This is a genomic window from Uliginosibacterium sp. H1 (assembly GCF_036017065.1).
In the GTDB taxonomy this organism is placed as follows: Bacteria; Pseudomonadota; Gammaproteobacteria; order Burkholderiales; family Rhodocyclaceae; genus Uliginosibacterium.
Genome location: NZ_JAYXHR010000001.1, coordinates 1,965,772 through 1,983,162, shown reverse-complemented (window position 1 = coordinate 1,983,162; position 17,391 = coordinate 1,965,772). Strand labels below are relative to the sequence as shown.

Annotated in this window: 16 protein-coding genes; 5 read left to right on the top strand and 11 right to left on the bottom strand. The window is 66.9% G+C overall.

Translation table 11 applies throughout. The features are described from left to right. The first annotated feature begins 164 nt into the window (after window positions 1–164). Window positions 165–1,538, top strand: a complete 1,374-nt coding sequence (locus tag VVD47_RS08960) for a CHASE3 domain-containing protein (RefSeq protein ID WP_327603062.1) — start codon at window positions 165–167, stop codon at window positions 1,536–1,538. Between the two features lie 116 nt (window positions 1,539–1,654). Here the strand turns inward: VVD47_RS08960 and VVD47_RS08955 are convergent, their stop codons facing one another. The 3 genes from VVD47_RS08955 to VVD47_RS08945 are packed head-to-tail and all read right to left on the bottom strand — an operon-like array spanning window position 1,655 to window position 2,937. After that, on the bottom strand, window positions 1,655–2,062 hold the full coding sequence (locus VVD47_RS08955) for a response regulator (protein ID WP_327603061.1): 408 nt from the start codon (window positions 2,060–2,062) through the stop codon (window positions 1,655–1,657). Next, window positions 2,062–2,709, bottom strand: a complete 648-nt coding sequence (locus tag VVD47_RS08950) for a response regulator transcription factor (protein WP_327603060.1) — start codon at window positions 2,707–2,709, stop codon at window positions 2,062–2,064. Before VVD47_RS08950 ends, VVD47_RS08955 begins: the two co-directional genes overlap by 1 nt. A 27-nt stretch (window positions 2,710–2,736) precedes the next feature. Beyond that, on the bottom strand, window positions 2,737–2,937 hold the full coding sequence (locus VVD47_RS08945) for a DUF1328 domain-containing protein (RefSeq protein ID WP_327603059.1): 201 nt from the start codon (window positions 2,935–2,937) through the stop codon (window positions 2,737–2,739). 371 nt (window positions 2,938–3,308) lie between these two features. Here VVD47_RS08945 and VVD47_RS08940 point away from each other — a divergent pair, with 371 nt between their 5' ends. Beyond that, entirely contained in the window at window positions 3,309–4,133 is an 825-nt protein-coding gene (locus VVD47_RS08940) for an HDOD domain-containing protein (protein WP_327603058.1), read from the top strand. Window positions 4,134–4,207: 74 nt separating this feature from the next. After that, on the top strand, window positions 4,208–4,897 hold the full coding sequence (locus tag VVD47_RS08935; protein WP_327603057.1) for a transporter substrate-binding domain-containing protein: 690 nt from the start codon (window positions 4,208–4,210) through the stop codon (window positions 4,895–4,897). Window positions 4,898–4,922: 25 nt separating this feature from the next. Here the strand turns inward: VVD47_RS08935 and recG are convergent, their stop codons facing one another. Beyond that, window positions 4,923–6,971 carry an ATP-dependent DNA helicase RecG gene (recG, locus tag VVD47_RS08930; protein ID WP_327603056.1) on the bottom strand — a complete coding sequence of 683 codons (2,049 nt, stop codon included), beginning with the start codon at window positions 6,969–6,971 and terminating at the stop codon, window positions 4,923–4,925. A 438-nt stretch (window positions 6,972–7,409) separates the two neighbouring features. Between recG and VVD47_RS08925 the strand changes: the two genes are divergently transcribed. Next, window positions 7,410–8,981, top strand: a complete 1,572-nt coding sequence (locus VVD47_RS08925; protein ID WP_327603055.1) for a pectate lyase family protein — start codon at window positions 7,410–7,412, stop codon at window positions 8,979–8,981. A gap of 77 nt (window positions 8,982–9,058) precedes the next feature. Here VVD47_RS08925 and VVD47_RS08920 read toward each other — a convergent pair whose 3' ends face one another. The 4 genes from VVD47_RS08920 to VVD47_RS08905 form a co-directional block, all read right to left on the bottom strand. Then, window positions 9,059–9,439 carry a Rid family detoxifying hydrolase gene (locus tag VVD47_RS08920; protein ID WP_327603054.1) on the bottom strand — a complete coding sequence of 127 codons (381 nt, stop codon included), beginning with the start codon at window positions 9,437–9,439 and terminating at the stop codon, window positions 9,059–9,061. Between the two features lie 69 nt (window positions 9,440–9,508). Then, window positions 9,509–9,952 (bottom strand): flagellar assembly protein FliW, encoded by a 444-nt coding sequence (gene fliW / locus VVD47_RS08915; protein ID WP_327603053.1) that lies wholly within the window; start codon window positions 9,950–9,952, stop codon window positions 9,509–9,511. Window positions 9,953–10,116: 164 nt separating this feature from the next. Further along, window positions 10,117–10,842 (bottom strand): SPOR domain-containing protein, encoded by a 726-nt coding sequence (locus VVD47_RS08910; RefSeq protein ID WP_327603052.1) that lies wholly within the window; start codon window positions 10,840–10,842, stop codon window positions 10,117–10,119. Next, window positions 10,839–11,459, bottom strand: a complete 621-nt coding sequence (locus VVD47_RS08905) for a DUF2802 domain-containing protein (protein WP_327603051.1) — start codon at window positions 11,457–11,459, stop codon at window positions 10,839–10,841. Before VVD47_RS08905 ends, VVD47_RS08910 begins: the two co-directional genes overlap by 4 nt. 89 nt (window positions 11,460–11,548) lie before the next feature. On the opposite strand from VVD47_RS08905, the gene VVD47_RS08900 reads away from it, so the two are divergent. Beyond that, complete coding sequence (locus tag VVD47_RS08900) at window positions 11,549–12,376, top strand: YdcF family protein (RefSeq protein ID WP_327603050.1); 828 nt, start codon at window positions 11,549–11,551, stop codon at window positions 12,374–12,376. A 64-nt stretch (window positions 12,377–12,440) separates the two neighbouring features. On the opposite strand, the gene VVD47_RS08895 is transcribed toward VVD47_RS08900, so the two are convergent. From VVD47_RS08895 to VVD47_RS08885, 3 genes are all read right to left on the bottom strand, one after another. Further along, window positions 12,441–13,643, bottom strand: a complete 1,203-nt coding sequence (locus VVD47_RS08895) for an acetyl-CoA C-acyltransferase (RefSeq protein WP_327603049.1) — start codon at window positions 13,641–13,643, stop codon at window positions 12,441–12,443. A 13-nt stretch (window positions 13,644–13,656) separates the two neighbouring features. Further along, the gene (locus VVD47_RS08890) at window positions 13,657–16,056 is read right to left on the bottom strand and encodes a 3-hydroxyacyl-CoA dehydrogenase/enoyl-CoA hydratase family protein (protein ID WP_327603048.1); all 2,400 of its coding nucleotides are present in this window, start codon (window positions 16,054–16,056) and stop codon (window positions 13,657–13,659) included. 76 nt (window positions 16,057–16,132) lie between these two features. Further along, a complete protein-coding gene (locus VVD47_RS08885; protein WP_327603047.1) occupies window positions 16,133–17,383 on the bottom strand; it encodes an OmpP1/FadL family transporter in 1,251 nt (416 codons plus the stop codon). Window positions 17,384–17,391 lie beyond the last annotated feature (8 nt).

The window sequence follows — 17,391 nt, the reverse complement described above, 5'->3', positions numbered from 1 at the left end:
GAACGGCCAGTGCATGGACGCCAGCTTAAGGAGCGGCCCTTGCCCGCCCTGTCGGAGCCAGCGGAAAGGCATGTCAGACTATTCCTGCACCCCCGGACCTTCCCGCGGGTGCATCATTCCGGGCAGGCCGGAAGGCAATTTCGGGGAGCGCAATGAAGAGCACCATGACCATCGCTGAGAGCCTCGGGGTCCTCAGCGCGCGCACCTGGCTACGCTTCGGATTCGTCACCGGTTTCGTTGCCATTGTCATGATGGTGGCGGGTGGCCTGAGCTTCGTGGAGACCAGCCTGCGGTCGATCGAGCAGGTCGACCAGGTGGCGCAGGCGCGCCTGCTGGCCAGCCGCCTGAACCAGGGCCTCACGGATGCAGAGACCGGCGTGCGCGGCTTCCTGTTGACCGGCGAGCCGCGTTACCTGGAACCCTATGAAGAGGCGGTGAGCGCCATCCGTCCCACCGCGGCCGCGCTGGTCGAGGCAGTGCCGGACGAAGCGGGGCGCGTGGTTGCGCGCCGCATCCAGGCGCTCGTGGACGATGAGCTGACCATCCTGCGCAACTCCATCGCCCTGCGCACCATGGAGGGTGAGTCCCTGGCCGAGCACATCGCCGCCGGCAGGTCGGTGATGGACAAGCTGCGTGCCGACCTGGAGCCCCTGCGTGAAAGCCTGTTGCTCACCGCCACCCGGGCCCGCGCACTGACCCAGTCGGAACTGCAGCGGACCCGCGTCGCGGTGCTGGGCTTCGGCATCGGCGCATCGCTGCTGGTCGGCCTCGTGCTGCTACTGACCGAACGCCAGATGCGCTTGCGTGAGCAACTGACCGCCGCCCTCAACGAGCGGAAGAGCAGCCTGGAGGTGGAGGTCGCTGCGCGCACGCGCGAGATCACCGCCTTGTCGCGCCACCTCGGCCGTGTCGAGGAGGAAGAGAAGTTCCGCCTGGCGCGCGAGTTGCACGACGAACTGGGCGCGATCCTGACCGCCGCCCGCATGGAGGCCGCATGGTTGCAGCGCAGCTTTGCGGGGCGTGGTGACGAGCAGCTCGACGCTCGCCTGGAAAGGCTGATGAAGTGGCTGGGCGAAGGGGTGGCGATCAAGCGTCGCGTCATTGACGACCTGCGTCCGCCGCTGCTCGACAGCCTGGGGCTGGCCGAGGCCTTGCGCGATCTCGCGGACGACTTCCAGCGTCGTAAGGAGATCGGCATGGATTTCCAGGCCGACCCCGACCTGCCCCTGGTGGACGAAGAGGCCGCGCTGGCGCTCTACCGCATCGCGCAGGAGGCGCTGACCAACATCCAGAAGCATGCGCAGGCCACCCAGGTGGTGATGAGCCTCGACGTGCTGGACGATGGCCGTTTGTGCCTGCGTATCAGTGACAACGGAAAGGGCTTCGACCCGGCAGCGATCAGCGCGAAGCGGCACGGACTGGTCGGCATCCGCCATCGTGCCGACATGCTGGAAGGGTCGCTGGAAGTCGTCAGCGCGCCGGGGCAGGGCTGCACGTTGACGGTGTGCATCGCGGTCCAGCCGGTGGAGGCGGTGTGAACGCGGCGCTGCGGGAAGGAACTTCGGGAAGGACTTGCTGAGGAACCGGGCTCGCTGAGCGCGGAAGCAGGAGCCAACCTGCGCCGTTCAGCAGGTCCAGGCCTGGAAGCGTGCGTCTAGGTGCGCAGGTGCTGCGTGCGTTGCTGCTCGACGTGGCGGATCAGGTCATCCACCTGCATCGACTTGTCGAACACGGTCGGGCAACCGAGTTCAGTGCAGCGGTGGCGGATCGTCGCGTGGGCAAAATTGGTCAGCACGACCGGGCGCACCGCGTGGAAGCGGCCGGGGTCGGTCTTCAGGGCTTTCAGCACGCCCAGCCCGCTGCCGTGGCGCAGTTCGATATCCACCACCACCAGGTCGGCAGGCGAATCCTGCAGCTCGTCCAGTGCTTCGCTTTCCGTGTCGGCGGCGCCGATGACCTGGACGCCGGGAATCGTGGACAGCGTTTCAGACAGCACCTGGCGCAGCAGGGGCGAATCTTCGACCAGGAAGACGCGCAAGGCCGTCAGGGTGCTGCTTTCCATCAGTGCGGCGCTCCATCCGTCATCAGGCCGTGGCGCAGCGCGTAGACCGCCATTTCGGCATTGCTTGAGATGTCCAGCTTCTCCAGCACGCGGGAGCGATAGGTGCTCACCGTCTTGACGCTGAGGTTGAGGTGGTTGGACACCTCGGACACGCTTTCACCGGCCGCCAGGCGCAGGAAGACCTGCAGCTCGCGCTCCGACAGGGCGTCGTGCGGCGCCTGCGTCACTTCGCCGAGCATCTGGCCGGCCATCAGCTGCATGCCGGCTTCGCTCAGGTAGCGACGGCCGCTGGCCACGGTGCGGATCGCGCGCAGCAGCTCGCTGCCGTCGCAGTCCTTGCACAGGTAGCCGGAGGCGCCATTGCGGATCATCGCCATCGCGTAGCGGTCCTCGGGGTAGCTGGACAGCACCAGCACCTGCGTGTCCGGGAAGCGCTGGCGCACCGAACGCAGGACGTCCACGCCGTTCTCGCCGCGCAGCGACAGGTCCAGCAGCAGCACGTTGCAGCGCACCTCGCGCAGCTGCTTGATGGTGTCGTCGCCGGAAGGCGCCTCGAAGGACACGATGATGTCCGTCTCGCGGTTGATGAGTTCGCGGAAGCCTGCGCGAACGATTTCGTGGTCATCCACAATGCCGACATGAATCACGACAGTTACCTCTGGGCAGTTTCCGCATCACTGCGGTTGGGGGTCATTCTTCGAGTCAGTCCGCGGTCGCCCCTGCAGATGATCGACCACGAAGCTGATCAGTGCCAGCAGCAGGAAGATCACGAACAGGATCTGGGAAACGCTCTCGGCACCTGCCGCGACGCCCCCGAACCCGAACAGGCCTGCGACCACGGCAAGTGCAAGGAAGGTCAGTGTGTAGTCCAGCATGCTTTGTCTCCTCTCGCAACCGTTGGACGAGCCATCCGGCGCGGGCGCCTTGCTGCCGGCCACCGTTCAATGGGCCGCACAGGGCGACCACCTGAGCTGCAATCTACGTGGCGTGGTCTGGTCGCCCTATCGGTGCGTGCTGAAGGCGGCGTAAGAATCGTCCTACAGGCTGTCCTACAAACCGGCGATACACCCGACCGATGCGGCCCGCTGTCCTGTCGGGGTCGTGGCAGGCATGCGGGCCGGAAAGCGGGCCGGTAAGCGGTGTTGCAGCTGCCTCCCGCCATCCGGCAGGTCGGCGGTTCGGCCATGCCAATGGCCTGCTAGCATGTAACGCGTAGATGTAACGCGTGGTTTTCTGCAGCACCTTCATGACGATGAACCGCCTTTTCGACGCCCTCGGCACGCTGCCCAGCATGCCCAAGGTCGTACAGTCGCTGATAGTCGGTCTCAATGACGAGAACGTCGAACTCGGCAGCCTGTCGCGAGACCTGCGCCAGGACCCGACGCTGTCCGCGCGCGTGCTGCGGCTGGCCAATTCCAGTTACTACGGTTCCAGTGGCCGCATCGGCTCGATCGACGACGCGGTGGCCATGATCGGGCTCAACGCACTGCGCACCCTGGTGGTCACGTCGGGCGTGATGGGCGCGTTGTCGCGGGTGCCGGGCATGAACCTCAACGCCTTCTGGACGCACGCGCTGCTCACCGCCGGGCTGGCAGGCGAACTGGCGCCGGCCGCCGGCGTGCAACGCGAGGTGGCGTACAGCACCGGCCTGATGCATCGCATCGGCCAGTTGCTGATCGCGCTGGGCCACCCCGACGTGATCGCGCGGATCGAGCGGGACTGGCGCCGCATGCCGGTGGGCGAGGTGGTCGCAGCGGAGCACGACCTGCTCGGTTTCGACCACTGCGCCGTGGGCGCCGAGCTGGCCCGGCGCTGGCACTTTCCGTCCTGCGTACACCAGGCCCTGCGCCACTACGCCGACCCCATGCAGGAGGGCGCCGGTACCTGTGCGGGCCTCGTGCATCTCGCGGCGCAGATCGCCCTGGGTTGCGAGGACGACGAGGCCGCCGGGATCATCATCGGCTACCTGCCGGCAGCCCTGTGGCGCGACCTCGGGTTGCAGGAGGCGAGCCTGCTGCTGGCGATCCATCGTGGCGCCGCACTGCGCTACGAAGTGGCCCGCCTGGTCTGAGTCGCCGTATGCCCTGTATGCCGGTTGCCGACGTTTTCCGGAAGCTCTGCGCGACCGTCTTCCTGGCCGTGGCCATGATGGCTGCCCACGCCGCCGATCCGCTGGTGATGCTGTACGACCCCCGTCCGCCCTTGCTCGACGTGCAGGACGGCAAGCTGGTCGGCGAGATGGGCGTGCGCGCGCAGCGCGCGCTGGCGGCCAGCGGCCTGCGCTACCAGTTGAAGCCGGCGCCGGTGCAGCGCCAGTTGTCGATGATCGAGCATGGCACCGTGCCGGTCTGCGCAGTCGGCCGTGTGCACAACGAGGAGCGGGCGCGCATCGGCGTCTTCAGCTCGCCGTTCTTCGTGTCGCGCCGTTATGTCGCCCTGGTGCGCGACGGCTTCCGCAAGGAGGAGCGCGCGCCGCGCCTGCTCGACTGGGCTGCCGCGCCAGAGGCGCGCTGGGGCGTGAAGAGCGGTTTCCACTACAGCGACTACGTGAGGCGCCAGTTGCGGATTGCGCGTGCCCATGTCCTCGGCTTCTCGCGCGACAACGAGGATTTCGTCGCGCTGCTGGGCGCGGGACGTATCGACTTCGTGCTGATGCACGAGGACGAAGCAGAGCTGTCCCTGCGCGGCCTGCCGGCGCCGGTGACCGATGTGCGCATCGTGCAGCTGGCCGATCTCGCCGAGGGCGAGATGCGCTACTTCTACTGCAACCGCCATGTGCCGCCGGCCACCCTGCAGCAGATCAACCAGGCGATCGCACGCGCACTGAAGCCTTGATGCTTCCAGGCGATCAATCCTTCGATCAGGCCTTCAGGTAGGCACTGCGGCCGGCATACCAGCGCGCCTGCAAGGCCTCGGCCTGGCGGGGATGGTGGCGCAGCATCTCGTCCGCCGCCTGGCGCGCCAGTTCCAGCAGATCGACGTCGGCCTCCAGGTCGGCGTAGCGCAACAGCGGCACGCCGCTCTGGCGCGCGCCGACGAACTCGCCGGGCCCGCGCAACTGCAGGTCGCGCCGCGCGATCTCGAAGCCATCGCTGTGTTCGTAGATGACCTTCAGCCGCTCACGGCCGTTCTGCGACAGGGGCGTCGCATACAGCAGCACGCAGCTCGACGCCGCCGCGCCGCGACCCACCCGGCCGCGCAACTGGTGCAGCTGCGCCAGGCCGAAGCGCTCCGCGTGCTCGATCACCATCAGGCTGGCATTGGGGACGTCCACACCTACCTCGATGACCGTGGTGGCCACCAGCAGCTGCAATTCGTTGCGGACGAAGGCATCCATCACGGCGGCCTTCTCCGCGGGTTTCAGCCGGCCGTGCACGAGGCCGACCTTCAGTTCGGGCAGCTCGGCCCGCAGGTGCTCGCAGGTATCCACGGCCGTCTGCAACTGCAGGCTTTCGCTTTCCTCGATCAGCGGGCACACCCAGTAGGCCTGCCGGCCCTCCTGGCAGGCATCGCGCACGCGGGCCACCACCTGGTCGCGGCGCGTGTCGGCCACGAGCTTGGTGACGATCGGCGTGCGGCCCGGCGGCAGCTCGTCCAGGGTGCTGACGTCGAGGTCGGCGAGGTAGCTCATCGCCAGCGTGCGCGGGATGGGCGTGGCGCTCATCATCAGCATGTGCGGCAGCCCGCCGATCGTCTTCTCGCGCAGGGCGAGGCGCTGGCGCACGCCGAAGCGGTGCTGCTCGTCCACGACCGCCAGTCCGAGGCGATGCAGGGCGACGTCGTCCTCGATCAGGGCATGGGTGCCGACAGCCAGCAGGGCTTCACCGCTGGCGAGCTTCGCGCGCATCGTCTCGCGTTCGCGCTTCTTCTGCGAACCCGACAGCCAGGCGACCTCGATGCCCAGCGGGGCGAGCCAGTCCGCCAGCTTGCGGTAATGCTGCTCGGCAAGGATTTCGGTGGGTGCCATCAAGGCCGCCTGATGGCCGTTCTCGGCCGCCTGCAGCATCGCCAGCGCCGCCACGACGGTCTTGCCGCTGCCCACGTCGCCCTGCAACAGGCGTTGCATGGGGTAAGGCAGGGCAAGTTCGCGGGCGATTTCGTCCACCGCGCGACGCTGTGCGCCGGTCAGCGCGAAGGGAAGGCCCGCCAGCAGGCCGGAGCACAGATGGCCGCGCGGCAGCAGCACTGGCGCGCCATGCTGACGGCGCTCTTCCCAGGCCCTGCGCAGCGACAACTGCTGCACCAGCAGTTCGTCGAACTTGATGCGGCGCCAGGCCGGGTGGCTACGGTCTTCCAGGCTGTCCAGGCGCGCCTCGGGTGGCGGCTGGTGCAGGAAGCGCAGGCTGCGCTCCCACCCCGGCAGGCGCGCGTGGGCGCGGATGTCCTCCGGCAGCAGGTCACCCAGGTCGCCCCGCGCGCCGGCACGCTCCAGCGCCCGCGCAACGAGCTTGCGCAGCGCGCTTTGCGCAAGCCCCGCGGTGGTGGGGTACACCGGCGTCAGCGCCTGCGGCAACGGCTGCTCGGCAGCCGTCGCCTGCAGGCGCGGATGGATCATCTCGTCGCCCCAGAAGCCGGTGCGCACCTCGCCGAATGCGCGCAGGCGCGCGCCGGGTGTCAACAGCTTCTGCTGCGCCGGATAGAAATTGAGGAAGCGCAGGGTCAGCGTGCCGCTGTCGTCCCGCAGGCGTGCCACCAGCGTGCGCCGCGGGCGGAAGACGATCTCGCTGTGCTCCACCTCGCCTTCGACCTGCACCGGCTCGCCAGGTGGTGCATCGGCAATGCGGGTGACGCGCGTTTCGTCCTCGTAGCGCAGCGGCATGTGCAGCAGCAGGTCGCTGTCGTTGAAGACGCCGAGCTTGGCAAGACGGCCAGCGAGAGCCGAGGCGGGTTTGGCGGCGGGAGCGCTCAAGGCGGACGGAGTGGAGGCGTGTGACCGGTATCGGGAGAGCGGCAATCCGGGCCGCTGCGCAGGTCGCTATTTCAGCGCAACAGCGCGCTACAGCAAAGGCATATACGACACCACAACTCTTTACGGAATCCAACTGCCATACCTGTTGCCGCTGGTTCTGGGATTCGCTGCCGGTCGTCAGTTAGTTGTAAGACTGCGTGATTCTCCGCACATTTGTACGTTGCGCAACCCAATTGGCCTCGCCAGAATCGCCCGGCGTTTTGCCAAAGCTGGCGAAGCGCCGGACTCCTGCACTGCACAAACCTTTTCAGGTTGAGGAACACCGGAGTCTGGAAGTGGCAGTCAGCGTGGACAGTGCGTGGGCTCAGAGACGGCCAGGCCTGTCCATCCATCTCGTAGTGGTAACTGACGTACACCTTCTTCTGGGGGACACATAAGATGCACAAGAAAGTTCAACGCTTCATGCTCGCGCCGATGGTGGCAGCCATGGCGCTGGCGGCAACCAGCGCTTTCGCGGCCAAGACGCCCGACTCGTTGGGTGCCTATGGCTGGGCAGCCACGAATGGCGGCACTACCGGCGGTCACGGCGCGGCTGCTGCGCAGACCTACACCGTCACCACCCGCGCGCAACTGATCAAGGCCCTGATGCCGGATGCAGTCATCGCCGCCAACGGTACCTTCACCTCGGCAGCCGGTCCGGACGCCACCAAGAAGATTATCTACGTCAAGGGCAAGATCAACCTGTCCCACGACGGCAGCGGCCGCGAACTGAAGTACGAACACTTCAAGGATCCGGGCTACGACTTCGACGCCTACGTTGCAGCCTACAAGCCCAGCGTGTGGACCGCCAACCCCGCCAACTGGAACGCCACGACCAATCGTCCGCTGCTGCCCTCCGGCCCGATTGAAGACGCCCGCAAGCGTTCGTCGGCCAATCAGGCTGCGGTCATCGTGATCCCGGTCGGCTCCAACACCTCGATCATCGGTGTGGGTAGCGACGCCCGCATCATCAACGGCACGCTGCGTGTCGATGGCAAGACCAATGTGGTGATCCGCAACATCACCTTCGAAGATGCCTTCGACCATTTCCCGGAATGGGATCCGACCGACTCGTTCTCGCTGACCACCCCGGCTTCGCCCGGCTGCCAGGCCACTTACGTGGATGCCAGCACCGGCCCGCAGAAGTGCCCGGGCGGCCGCTGGAACACCGAGTTCGACATGGTTGCCATCCACAACTCGAAGAACGTGTGGGTTGACCACTGCACCTTCGACGACGGTGGCCGCGATGACTGGAAGTACCCGTCCGTGTTCGAAGCGCCGCACCGCGGCGTGGACTACCTGGTGGTCCGCCACGACGGCGCTGTCGACGTCACCGGCACCTCGGACTTCGTGACCATCTCGTCCAACGTGTTCGAGAACCACGACAAGACCAACCTGCTGGGCAGCTCCAACACCGCCACCGCCGCCAACGGCTGGGGCGCGCTGTCCATCACCGTTGCCAACAACTGGTACGAAAACGCCGGCCAGCGTCTGCCGCGCGTGCGTTTCGGCAAGGTGCACGTCTACAACAACTTCTTCTTCGGCACCGCGGGCTACCTGGGTCAGTACGCGCCGATGAGCGACCAGCCGATGCCGAAGAACCGCTTCCTCTACGGTATCGGTATCGGTAACTTCGCCAAGATCTATGCCGAGAACAACGTGTACGAGATCAAGGGCGGTGCAGGCGTGACGGTGGATGACTCCGTCATGTTCTTCAACTGGTACGGTGCGAACGCAGCCGTGGGTGGTGTGACGCAATACACCTACTTCTACGACTCCGGCACGATCCTGAACGGTCAGCCGCGCAGCATCACGGCTGCAGCCCAGGCAACGGCAGTGACGCAAGGCAAGCCGGCGCTGGTGGACACCAACACCATCTGGGTGCCGTCGCAGACTTACAACTACACCCTGTTGCCCAGCAACCAGGTGAAGGCCACGGCCAAGGCGAAGGCTGGTGCCGGCCGTCTGTAAGCCAGGCATCGCCTGACAGCAAAAAGCCCGGCTTCGGCCGGGCTTTTTTATGGGCTGTCGCCTGAGGGGGCGACTACTCAGCCTGTGACGAGTACCGCATCTGCTTCCACCAGCGCACCGCGTGGCAGCGCTGCCACGCCGACGGCTGCGCGAGCCGGCAAAGGGGCGCTGACATAGCGCGCCATGATCTCGTTGAGCTGCGCGAAATTGCCGAGATCGGTCAGGTACAGGTTGAACTTGACCGCGTCGGCCAGCGAGGCGCCGGCGGCCTCTGCCACGGTTTTGAGATTCTCGAACACGCGCACGGCCTGGGCTTCGAAGCCCTCGGCCAGCGTCATGGTCTGCGGATCCAGGCCGATCTGGCCGGAGAGGTAGACGGTATTGCCGGCGCGTACTGCCTGGGAGTAAGTGCCAATGGCGGCTGGAGCCGCTGGGGTGGCGATGATCTGCTTGGTCATGGAGGACTCCTTGTTGCGAGCCTCCATTGTAGGCCGACACGCGGTGCCGGCCGGCGGGATGCGCCTGACCTACTCGGCGGCGCGCAGCGTGACGTCGCAGCCTAGCTTGCCGATGATCTTCTGCAGGCCGATGCGACTCGCCGTGTTGATGACGAGCGGCGCCATCAGGTTGGCCTTCACGGACAGGTCGCCCTGGCGGCGATGCGGCGTCTCTTCGTTGCGCAGGATCAGCAGCACCGTGATGTCATCCGGGGTGTCGGTGCGCAGCAGTTCCTCTTCTTCCTCGTTGAGCGTGAGCTCGTACTGCAGGCCCAGCACGTCCGGGCTGGTCACGGAGAAGGCGACGTCAGGCTGATCGGCGCTCTGCAGCACGGCCAGGACCGGCAGCTTGTCGCCGACCTCGATCAGGGTGAAGCGCTTGCAGTCCTCCAGGCCGGGCAGGCCTGCGGGAAAGTTGATGAGCTTGTCTGCTTCGACTTCCAGGCTGCCAAAGCGGGGGCTGTCGATCTTCATGGGGCATTCTCCGGGGGTAGGGGCCGGCAGGCGGTTGTGTCCAGTGAAGCCAGCCTAAGCCTTGTACGCCAAGCGGGTTGCGGCGAGGAGCGGGGAAAACCCTTGCCAATTCCTTGGCTCCCTGGCCATCTTCCCTGCGCCTTTCCTGCCGTGGCCCACGGGGCTCACTTGCGGGGCGCGACCAGGATGCCGCGCTCGACGCCCAGGCGGGCGAGCTTCTGCTGGGCGGCCTGCGCTTCCTCGCGGGTCTTGAAGGGGCCGACGCTGACCCGTGTCTCCAGCTGGCTGGGTATGCCGTTGGATTTGAGCTTGTCGAACAGCTCCTGCGCATTGGAGTGGCTGGAGAACACGCCCACCTGCAGGGTGAAGCCTTCCTCGGCGGGCCGTGCAGGGCGCGGTGCTGGCGGAGCCGATTGCAGCACCAGGCGGCTGACGTCGCCCGGCGCAGCAGGTCTTGCGGGGGGCGGCTGCGGGGCGGGCGCGGTTTTGGCGCCGGCTGGGGTGGGCGGCACACCCAGCATGCTGCCCGCAGCGGGGTCGGCACTCTCTTCGGCGACCACCGGGGCGCTGCCGGCAGGGGGCAGGGGGGGCGCGCTGACTTCCGGTGCGGCCGCGGGCGCGCTGGCCTCCGCTGCATCGGCTGCGGTACGCACCTCCGGTGCATCGGGCGACTGGCGCACGGCGTCGCGCGCGCCTTGGGAGATGGACGATCCCGGGCCGGCCACGACGCGCGCGGTCGGCGCCGGTTCTTCGTCGGACCCGCCTTCCACCATCAGCAGGCCCGCCAGCAGGGCGACGATGAGCGCCGTGGCAATGGCGCCGCGCAGGATCAACTGGCGGCGGTTCTCGTTGCCGCCGGCCGGCGCGGTGTCGCGGGATTCTTCTTTCATTGATCGTCCTTGGGATCGGGATTGGCCAGGGATCGCACCATCTCGGCTTCCGACACGGATATGCCGCAGCGTTCGGCGATGCTGAGGGCATCGTAACCATCGCGCGCCAGGGCCACCGCTTCGCCGTACTGCGGCGCGACGCGCTGGCTGGCCCGCATCTTGTCGATCTGTTCCTGCAACTGGTGGATGTAGGCGTCCTGGCTATCGAGGCGGGCCTTCAGGCCGTCGATGATGTGGCGCATCTGGCGCACTTCCAGCAAGGCGTCGAAACCGAAGCTGGACGCGTCGGGTTCGGCCGGCGGGCGTGGCCGCTGGCGTTCGACGGCGGCCTGGATGCTGTTGTCGGCGTCGTCGTCCTCGCCATCGTGGTCATCCGGCTCGGTCCGGCCGTAGACGGCCGCGAGCGGATCGCGACCCCCCAGGCTGACCCTGGCATCGGCCATGTCGTCGTCGGCCAGCGGGTCCCGTGCGGCGACGGGCAGCGAGGGCTCGCGGAACTGCAGGGAAGGGGACGTCTTGCGTGACGGGCGGCCGAGGCGCAGGTAGCGCAGCAGCAGGAAACACAGGTAGATCGCCAGCAAAACGATCAGGCCAACGATGATCGTGCGTGCGCTCAATGCATCTCCTCTCGATGGTGAGCCCTCGGCGGGGGCCTGGATGGTCGCGATAATACTGGCTGCTGCGCCTTCGCGCATCGGGAGACTCCATGAGCTGGCTGTTTGTCGCCAAGAAAATACTGAGCGTGATGCTCCAACCTCCACTGCTGCCCCTGTGGCTGACTGCTGCCGGCCTGCTGCTGTTGCGCAGGAAACCGCGGCTGGGCAGGGCGCTGGCGTGGTCGGGCGTCGTGCTCGGGCTGCTGGTCAGCACGCCGGTCAGCGTCGGCTGGGCGGCGCGGGAACTGGAGTCGGATCCGCCGGTAAGTGCGGCCGAACTGCGCGAAGCGCAGGCCATCGTCATCCTGGCCGGTGGCCAGGTGCGCAACGCGCCCGAGCTGGGCCGTACCTCGAGCGTCAACCGCATCACCCTGCAGCGCGTGCGCTACGGTGCCCTGCTTGCCAGGCAGACCGGGCTGCCGGTGCTCGCTTCCGGTGGTGCACCCACCGGCGTTCGCCCGGAGGCGCTGGCGATGAAGACCGCGCTGGAAGAGTACGGCGTGAGTCCGCGCTGGCTGGAGACCGAATCGCTCGACACCTACGACAACGCGCGCCTGAGCGCACCCATGCTGCGCGCAGCGGGCGTCCAGCGGATTGCCCTGGTGAGCCATGCCGCGCACCTGCCGCGTGCGCGCCGCGAGTTCGAGGCGCAGGGCTTCACGGTGTACGCGGCGCCGACGGCGTACTTCAACCAGGGGCCCAATGGAGAGGAGTTCTTCGACTACCTGCCATCGGCCACCACGGCGTATGCGGGCTTCTATGTCCTGCACGAGTCGCTGGGCCTGCTGGCGCAGAAGCTGCGGATGCTGGGCGGTACGGATGGTGGTGCGGATGGTGATACGAATAGCGGGAACGACGCGGATGCCGTAGCCCGCTAATCCCGACCGCAAGAAAAAGAAAGGCCGCCCGCAGGCGGCCTTTCTTGTCGACGGGCTGTTCGCGTCACACGCGTTCGAACAGACCTGCCGCGCCCATGCCGGTGCCGATGCACATCGTCACCATGCCGTACTTCAGCTTCGGGTCGCGCTGCATGGCGCTCATCAGCGTGGCGGTGCGGATCGCGCCGGTGGCCCCCAGCGGGTGGCCCAGTGCGATGGCACCGCCCTGCGGGTTCACCTTCGCGGGGTCGAGGCCCAGCGTGCGGATGACCGCCAGTGCCTGCGCAGCGAAAGCCTCGTTCAGTTCCACCCAGTCCAGCGCGTCCTGTGCCACGCCTGCCTGCTTCAGCACGCGCGGAATCGCCTCCACCGGGCCGATGCCCATCACCTCCGGCGGCACACCGGCCACCGCGTAGCCGCGATAGCATGCGATCGGCGTCAGGTTGTAGCGCTTCAGCGCCGCCTCGCTCATCAGCAGCACGGCGGCCGCGCCATCCGACATCTGCGAGCTGTTGCCGGCGGTGACGCTGCCCTTTGCGGCGAACACCGGGCGCAGCTTCGCCAGGGCCTCCAGCGAGGACTCGGGGCGCGGGCCTTCGTCGGTGTCCACCAGGCGCTCGGCGACGCGCACCGTGCTGGTGGCGAAGTCGGGCAGGTGATCCATCACCGCGTAGGGCGTGATCTCGTCACGGAATGCGCCCGCCGCGATGGCGGCGACGGCCTTCTGGTGCGAGGCCAGCGCAAAGGCGTCCTGGTCCTCGCGCGACACCTTGTACTGCGTGGCGACGCATTCGGCGGTGAGGCCCATGCCGTAGGCGATGGCGAGGTTCTCGTCGCGCTCGAACACGGCCGGGTTCATCGACACCTTGTTGCCCATCATCTGCGGCATGACCGTCATCGACTCGGTGCCGGCGCCGATCATCACGTCCGCCTCGCCGAGCTGGATGGCCTTCGCCGCATCCGCCACCGCATTCACGCCGGACGAACAGAAGCGGTTGATGGTGATGCCCGGCACCGTGTCCGGCAGGCCGGCCAGCAGCAGGCCGATGCGCGCGACGTTCATGCCCTGTTCGGCCTCCGGCATCGCGCAGCCGACGATGACGTCGCGGATCTCGTGAAGGTCCAGCCCCGGCGCTTTGGCGACGACGCTGCGGATCACGTGGGCCAGCATGTCGTCCGGCCGGACGTTGCGGAATGCGCCGCGACGCTTGGCCACCGGCGTGCGGGTGGTGGCGACGATGTAGGCGTCCTGGATCTGTTTGCTCATGTCAGTCTCCTACTCAGTTGCGCAGGGGCTTGCCGGTTTCCAGCATGTGGATCAACCGTGCCTTCGTCTCTTCGGTGCGCAGCAGGTCGACGAACTGCGCGCGCTCCACGTCCAGCAGCCACTTCTCGCTGACCAGCGTGCCGGCGTCCACCTCGCCGCCGCACAACGCAGTGGCGGCGGCTTTCGACACGCGGTAGTCGTGGTCGGAGATCATGCCGCCCGCGTGCATGTTCACCAGCATCATCTCCAGCACGGCGATGCCGGCACGGCCGGTCACCGGCACACCGGCAGGCGCCAGCTTGGGGCGGTAGCCCGCCGCGGCGATGCCCAGCGCGGTCTTGCGCGCGACGTACAGCAGTTCCTGCGGATTGAAGATGACCGTGTCCGATTCGCGCAGCAGGAACAGTTCCTTCGCCTGCTTGGCGCTCTTCGACACGTTGGCCATGGCGATGGTCTGGAAGATGTTCTGCAACCAGATCATCGCGTCGTTGCTGGCGGTCTGCGCAGCCCAGGCGCCGGTGCGGATGGCGAACTCCTTGCAGCCGCCACCGGCCGGGATCAGCCCCACGCCAGCCTCGACGAGGCCGATGTAGCTCTCCAGCGCGCACACCGCGCGAGTGGAATGCATGACGATCTCGCACCCGCCACCCAGCGCCATGCCGTTCACCGCGGCGATGACAGGCACCTGCGAATACTTGATGGTCTGGCTCATCTCCTGGAAGCGCGCGACGATCTTCTCCAGGCCGACGAAGTCACCCGCCTCCAGCACCGGGCGGATCTGCTTCAGGTTGGCGCCGACGGAGAAGGGCGCCTTCGGCTGCCAGATGACCAGACCGTCGTAGTCGGCCTCGGCGCGTTGCACCGCTTCGATGATGCCGTCCAGCACCACCGGCCCCACCGCGCACATCTGGCTCTTGAAGGACAGCACGGGGACGCGCTTGCCATCGTCATCGGGCAGCGTCCACAGGCGGACCTCGTCGTTCTCCCACACTGTCTTGCCGGTGTGTTGCAGGGAGAATTCGCCGCTCTCGCCGAACACCCGCTCGGGGAACAACTGGCGTTGATAGACCGGCAGCGTGGAGCGTGGCTCGAACAGGCCGCTCTTCGCAGAGAAGGAGCCCGGCTCGCCATGCACGCGGTCGTGGCTGAACACCCAGGCCGGCAACGGCGCATCGCTCATGCCCTTGCCGGCGGCGATTTCATCGCGCACGGCTTCGGCGATCTGCCTCCAGCCCGCGGCCTGCCAGGTTTCGAAGGGGCCCTGCGCCCAGCCGAAGCCCCAGCGCATCGCGAGGTCTACATCGCGCGCGTTATGGGCGATGTGCGCCAGATGGAAGGCGACGTAATGGAACACGTCGCGGAAGATGCTCCACAGGAACTGCGCCTGCGGATGCGTGCTCGCGCGCAGCTGCGTGAAGCGCTCAGCCGGGTTCCTGTTCTTCAGGATGGCGACGACTTCCTCGGCGGCTTCGCCGGCGCTGTCGCGGTAATCCTGTTTCGCCAGGTCGATGACCTTGATCTGTTTGCCGTCCTTGCGATACACCCCGGCCTTGGTCTTCTGTCCGAGCGCACCTTTCGCGATCAGCGACGACAGCCACTCCGGTGCCTGGTAGTGCTTGTGCCAGGGATCGTCGCGCAGGTTGTCGGTCATCGTCTTGATGACGTGCGCCAGCGTGTCCAGGCCCACCACGTCGGCAGTGCGATAGGTGGCGCTCTTGGGACGGCCGATCAGCGGGCCGGTCAGCGCATCGACTTCATCGAAGCCGAGGCCCAGGCGCTGCGTGTGGTGCATCACCGCCAGCATCGAGAACACGCCGACGCGGTTGGCCACGAAGTTGGGCGTGTCCAGCGCGCGCACCACGCCCTTGCCCAGCGTGGTGGTGAGGAATTCTTCCAGCTGGTCGAGCAGCGCGGCGTCGGTGCCGCGACAGGGAATCAGTTCCACCAGCGTCATGTAGCGCGGCGGGTTGAAGAAGTGCACGCCGCAGAAGCGCGGGCGCAGCGAATCCGGGCAACCCTCGGACAGCGCGTTGATCGACAGGCCGGAGGTGTTGGTGGCGAAGATGGCGTCGGCACGCACGTGCGGTGCCACCCGCTTGTACAGGTCCAGCTTCCATTCCATCTTCTCGGCGATGGCCTCGATGATGAGGTCGCACTCGGCGAGGCGAGCGATGTGCTGGTCGTAGTTGGCGGCCTCGATGTACTGCACGCGGTCACTGGTCGCGAGCGGCGAGGGCTCGAGTTTCTTCAGGCCGTCGATGGCCTTCTGCACGATGCCGTTGGGCTTGCCGTCCTTGGCCGGCAAGTCGAAGAGGATGACCGGTACTTCGGCGTTGGCGCAGTGGGCGGCGATCTGCGCGCCCATGACGCCAGCGCCCAGCACGGCCACCTTGCGGATGCGGAATTTGCTCACGTCGGACTCCTCGTGATGCAGATGAATGCTGCAGATGACAAACGGGCGGCCGGGACCGCCCGTTCAGGGTGAGGGCTCAGAAAGCCTGCGAGTACTGCGCGCCGACGATGAAGACGCTGCCTTCGTAAGTGCCGGTGACGCGACCGCGGCCGGCGGCCAGCTGGTTGTTGTCGATCTCGGTGTCGCCGATGATCAGGTACGACAGGCCGAAGTCCAGGCGCGAGGCCTCGCTGGCTTTCCACTGCGCCCCTGCCGACAGCCAGACGCGATCGTTGTCCGGCAGCGACACCAGGCGGGTGGAAGCGCCGCGCACCGGCGACTGGTCCCATGCCACGCCACCGCGCAGCTTCCAGGAGGAGTTCATCTGGTAGTTGGCGCCCAGCGCCACGCGCCAGGTGTCACGGAACTCCGCGTCCAGCGACTGCACCGTCGTGCCCGTGCGCTTGATGTCGATCTTCTGGATGGAGCTCCAGCCCGTCCAGGAGATATCACCCATCATTTCCCACTGGTTGTTCAGCTTCTGCGTGGTGCTGAGGATGAAGGTCTGCGGCAGGGTCACGTCGGCACTCGCGGCGGCGTTCGGTGCCACGAGCTGGTTGTTCGAGGTCAGGTCGCCTTCCAGTTCATGCTCGATCTCCGAACGGTAGGAGATACCGACCTTGGTCGAAGGGCTGACGTTGAACAGCGCGCCGATGTTCCAGCCCCAGGCGTCACCATCCGCATCCAGCGACACCTTGGTGCTACGGGTGGCCGAGTTCACCACTGCGGCGTAGCGCTCGTAGGTGGCTTCCATGCGCTGGTAGTTCAGGCCGAAACCCAGCGAGACCTTGTCGTTCACCCGCCAGGCAATCGATGGGTTGAGGTTGTAGGTCTTGATGTCGAACAGGGTGGCCTGGTAACGGCCGACCCAGTCGTCGTCGTACTCGGTCTTGAGGCCGAACGGTGCACCCAGGCCGAGGCCGAGGTAGATGTCCTTGGTGACGCCCCACGACAGGTAGGCATTCGGCAGCACGGCCCAGTCGCCGGCGTCGCCACCGTTGCCGCTGTTGGTGGCGGGGGCGACGTTCGAACCGTTGTTGGTGAACTTGAACGAGGGCTTGATGGCTGCGCCGCCGAGGGAGAACTCGCGTTGCTTCAGCTGCGTCATGCCGGCCGGGTTGAAGTAGATGGTGCTGGCGTCTTCCGCGACGGCAGCCGAACCCGCGTAGGCGTTGCCCAGGCCGCTGGCGTTCTGCTCCAGCAACTGGAAGCCGGACGCGGCGGCGGTGCCGGCGGTCATGGCTGCAATGGCGGCGGCCACGATCAGGGTGATGTTCTTCTGTTTCATGGTTTGGG

Coding starts and splice junctions, on each gene's coding strand:
- VVD47_RS08955 (WP_327603061.1), bottom strand. CDS start 2,062: ATGGAAAGCAGCACCCTGACGGCCTTGCGCGTCTTCCTGGTCGAAGAT.
- VVD47_RS08910 (WP_327603052.1), bottom strand. CDS start 10,842: ATGAAAGAAGAATCCCGCGACACCGCGCCGGCCGGCGGCAACGAGAAC.
- VVD47_RS08925 (WP_327603055.1), top strand. CDS start 7,410: ATGCACAAGAAAGTTCAACGCTTCATGCTCGCGCCGATGGTGGCAGCC.
- VVD47_RS08960 (WP_327603062.1), top strand. CDS start 165: ATGACCATCGCTGAGAGCCTCGGGGTCCTCAGCGCGCGCACCTGGCTA.
- fliW (WP_327603053.1), bottom strand. CDS start 9,952: ATGAAGATCGACAGCCCCCGCTTTGGCAGCCTGGAAGTCGAAGCAGAC.
- VVD47_RS08935 (WP_327603057.1), top strand. CDS start 4,208: ATGATGGCTGCCCACGCCGCCGATCCGCTGGTGATGCTGTACGACCCC.
- VVD47_RS08920 (WP_327603054.1), bottom strand. CDS start 9,439: ATGACCAAGCAGATCATCGCCACCCCAGCGGCTCCAGCCGCCATTGGC.
- VVD47_RS08945 (WP_327603059.1), bottom strand. CDS start 2,937: ATGCTGGACTACACACTGACCTTCCTTGCACTTGCCGTGGTCGCAGGC.
- VVD47_RS08900 (WP_327603050.1), top strand. CDS start 11,549: ATGAGCTGGCTGTTTGTCGCCAAGAAAATACTGAGCGTGATGCTCCAA.
- VVD47_RS08885 (WP_327603047.1), bottom strand. CDS start 17,383: ATGAAACAGAAGAACATCACCCTGATCGTGGCCGCCGCCATTGCAGCC.
- VVD47_RS08940 (WP_327603058.1), top strand. CDS start 3,309: ATGACGATGAACCGCCTTTTCGACGCCCTCGGCACGCTGCCCAGCATG.
- VVD47_RS08895 (WP_327603049.1), bottom strand. CDS start 13,643: ATGAGCAAACAGATCCAGGACGCCTACATCGTCGCCACCACCCGCACG.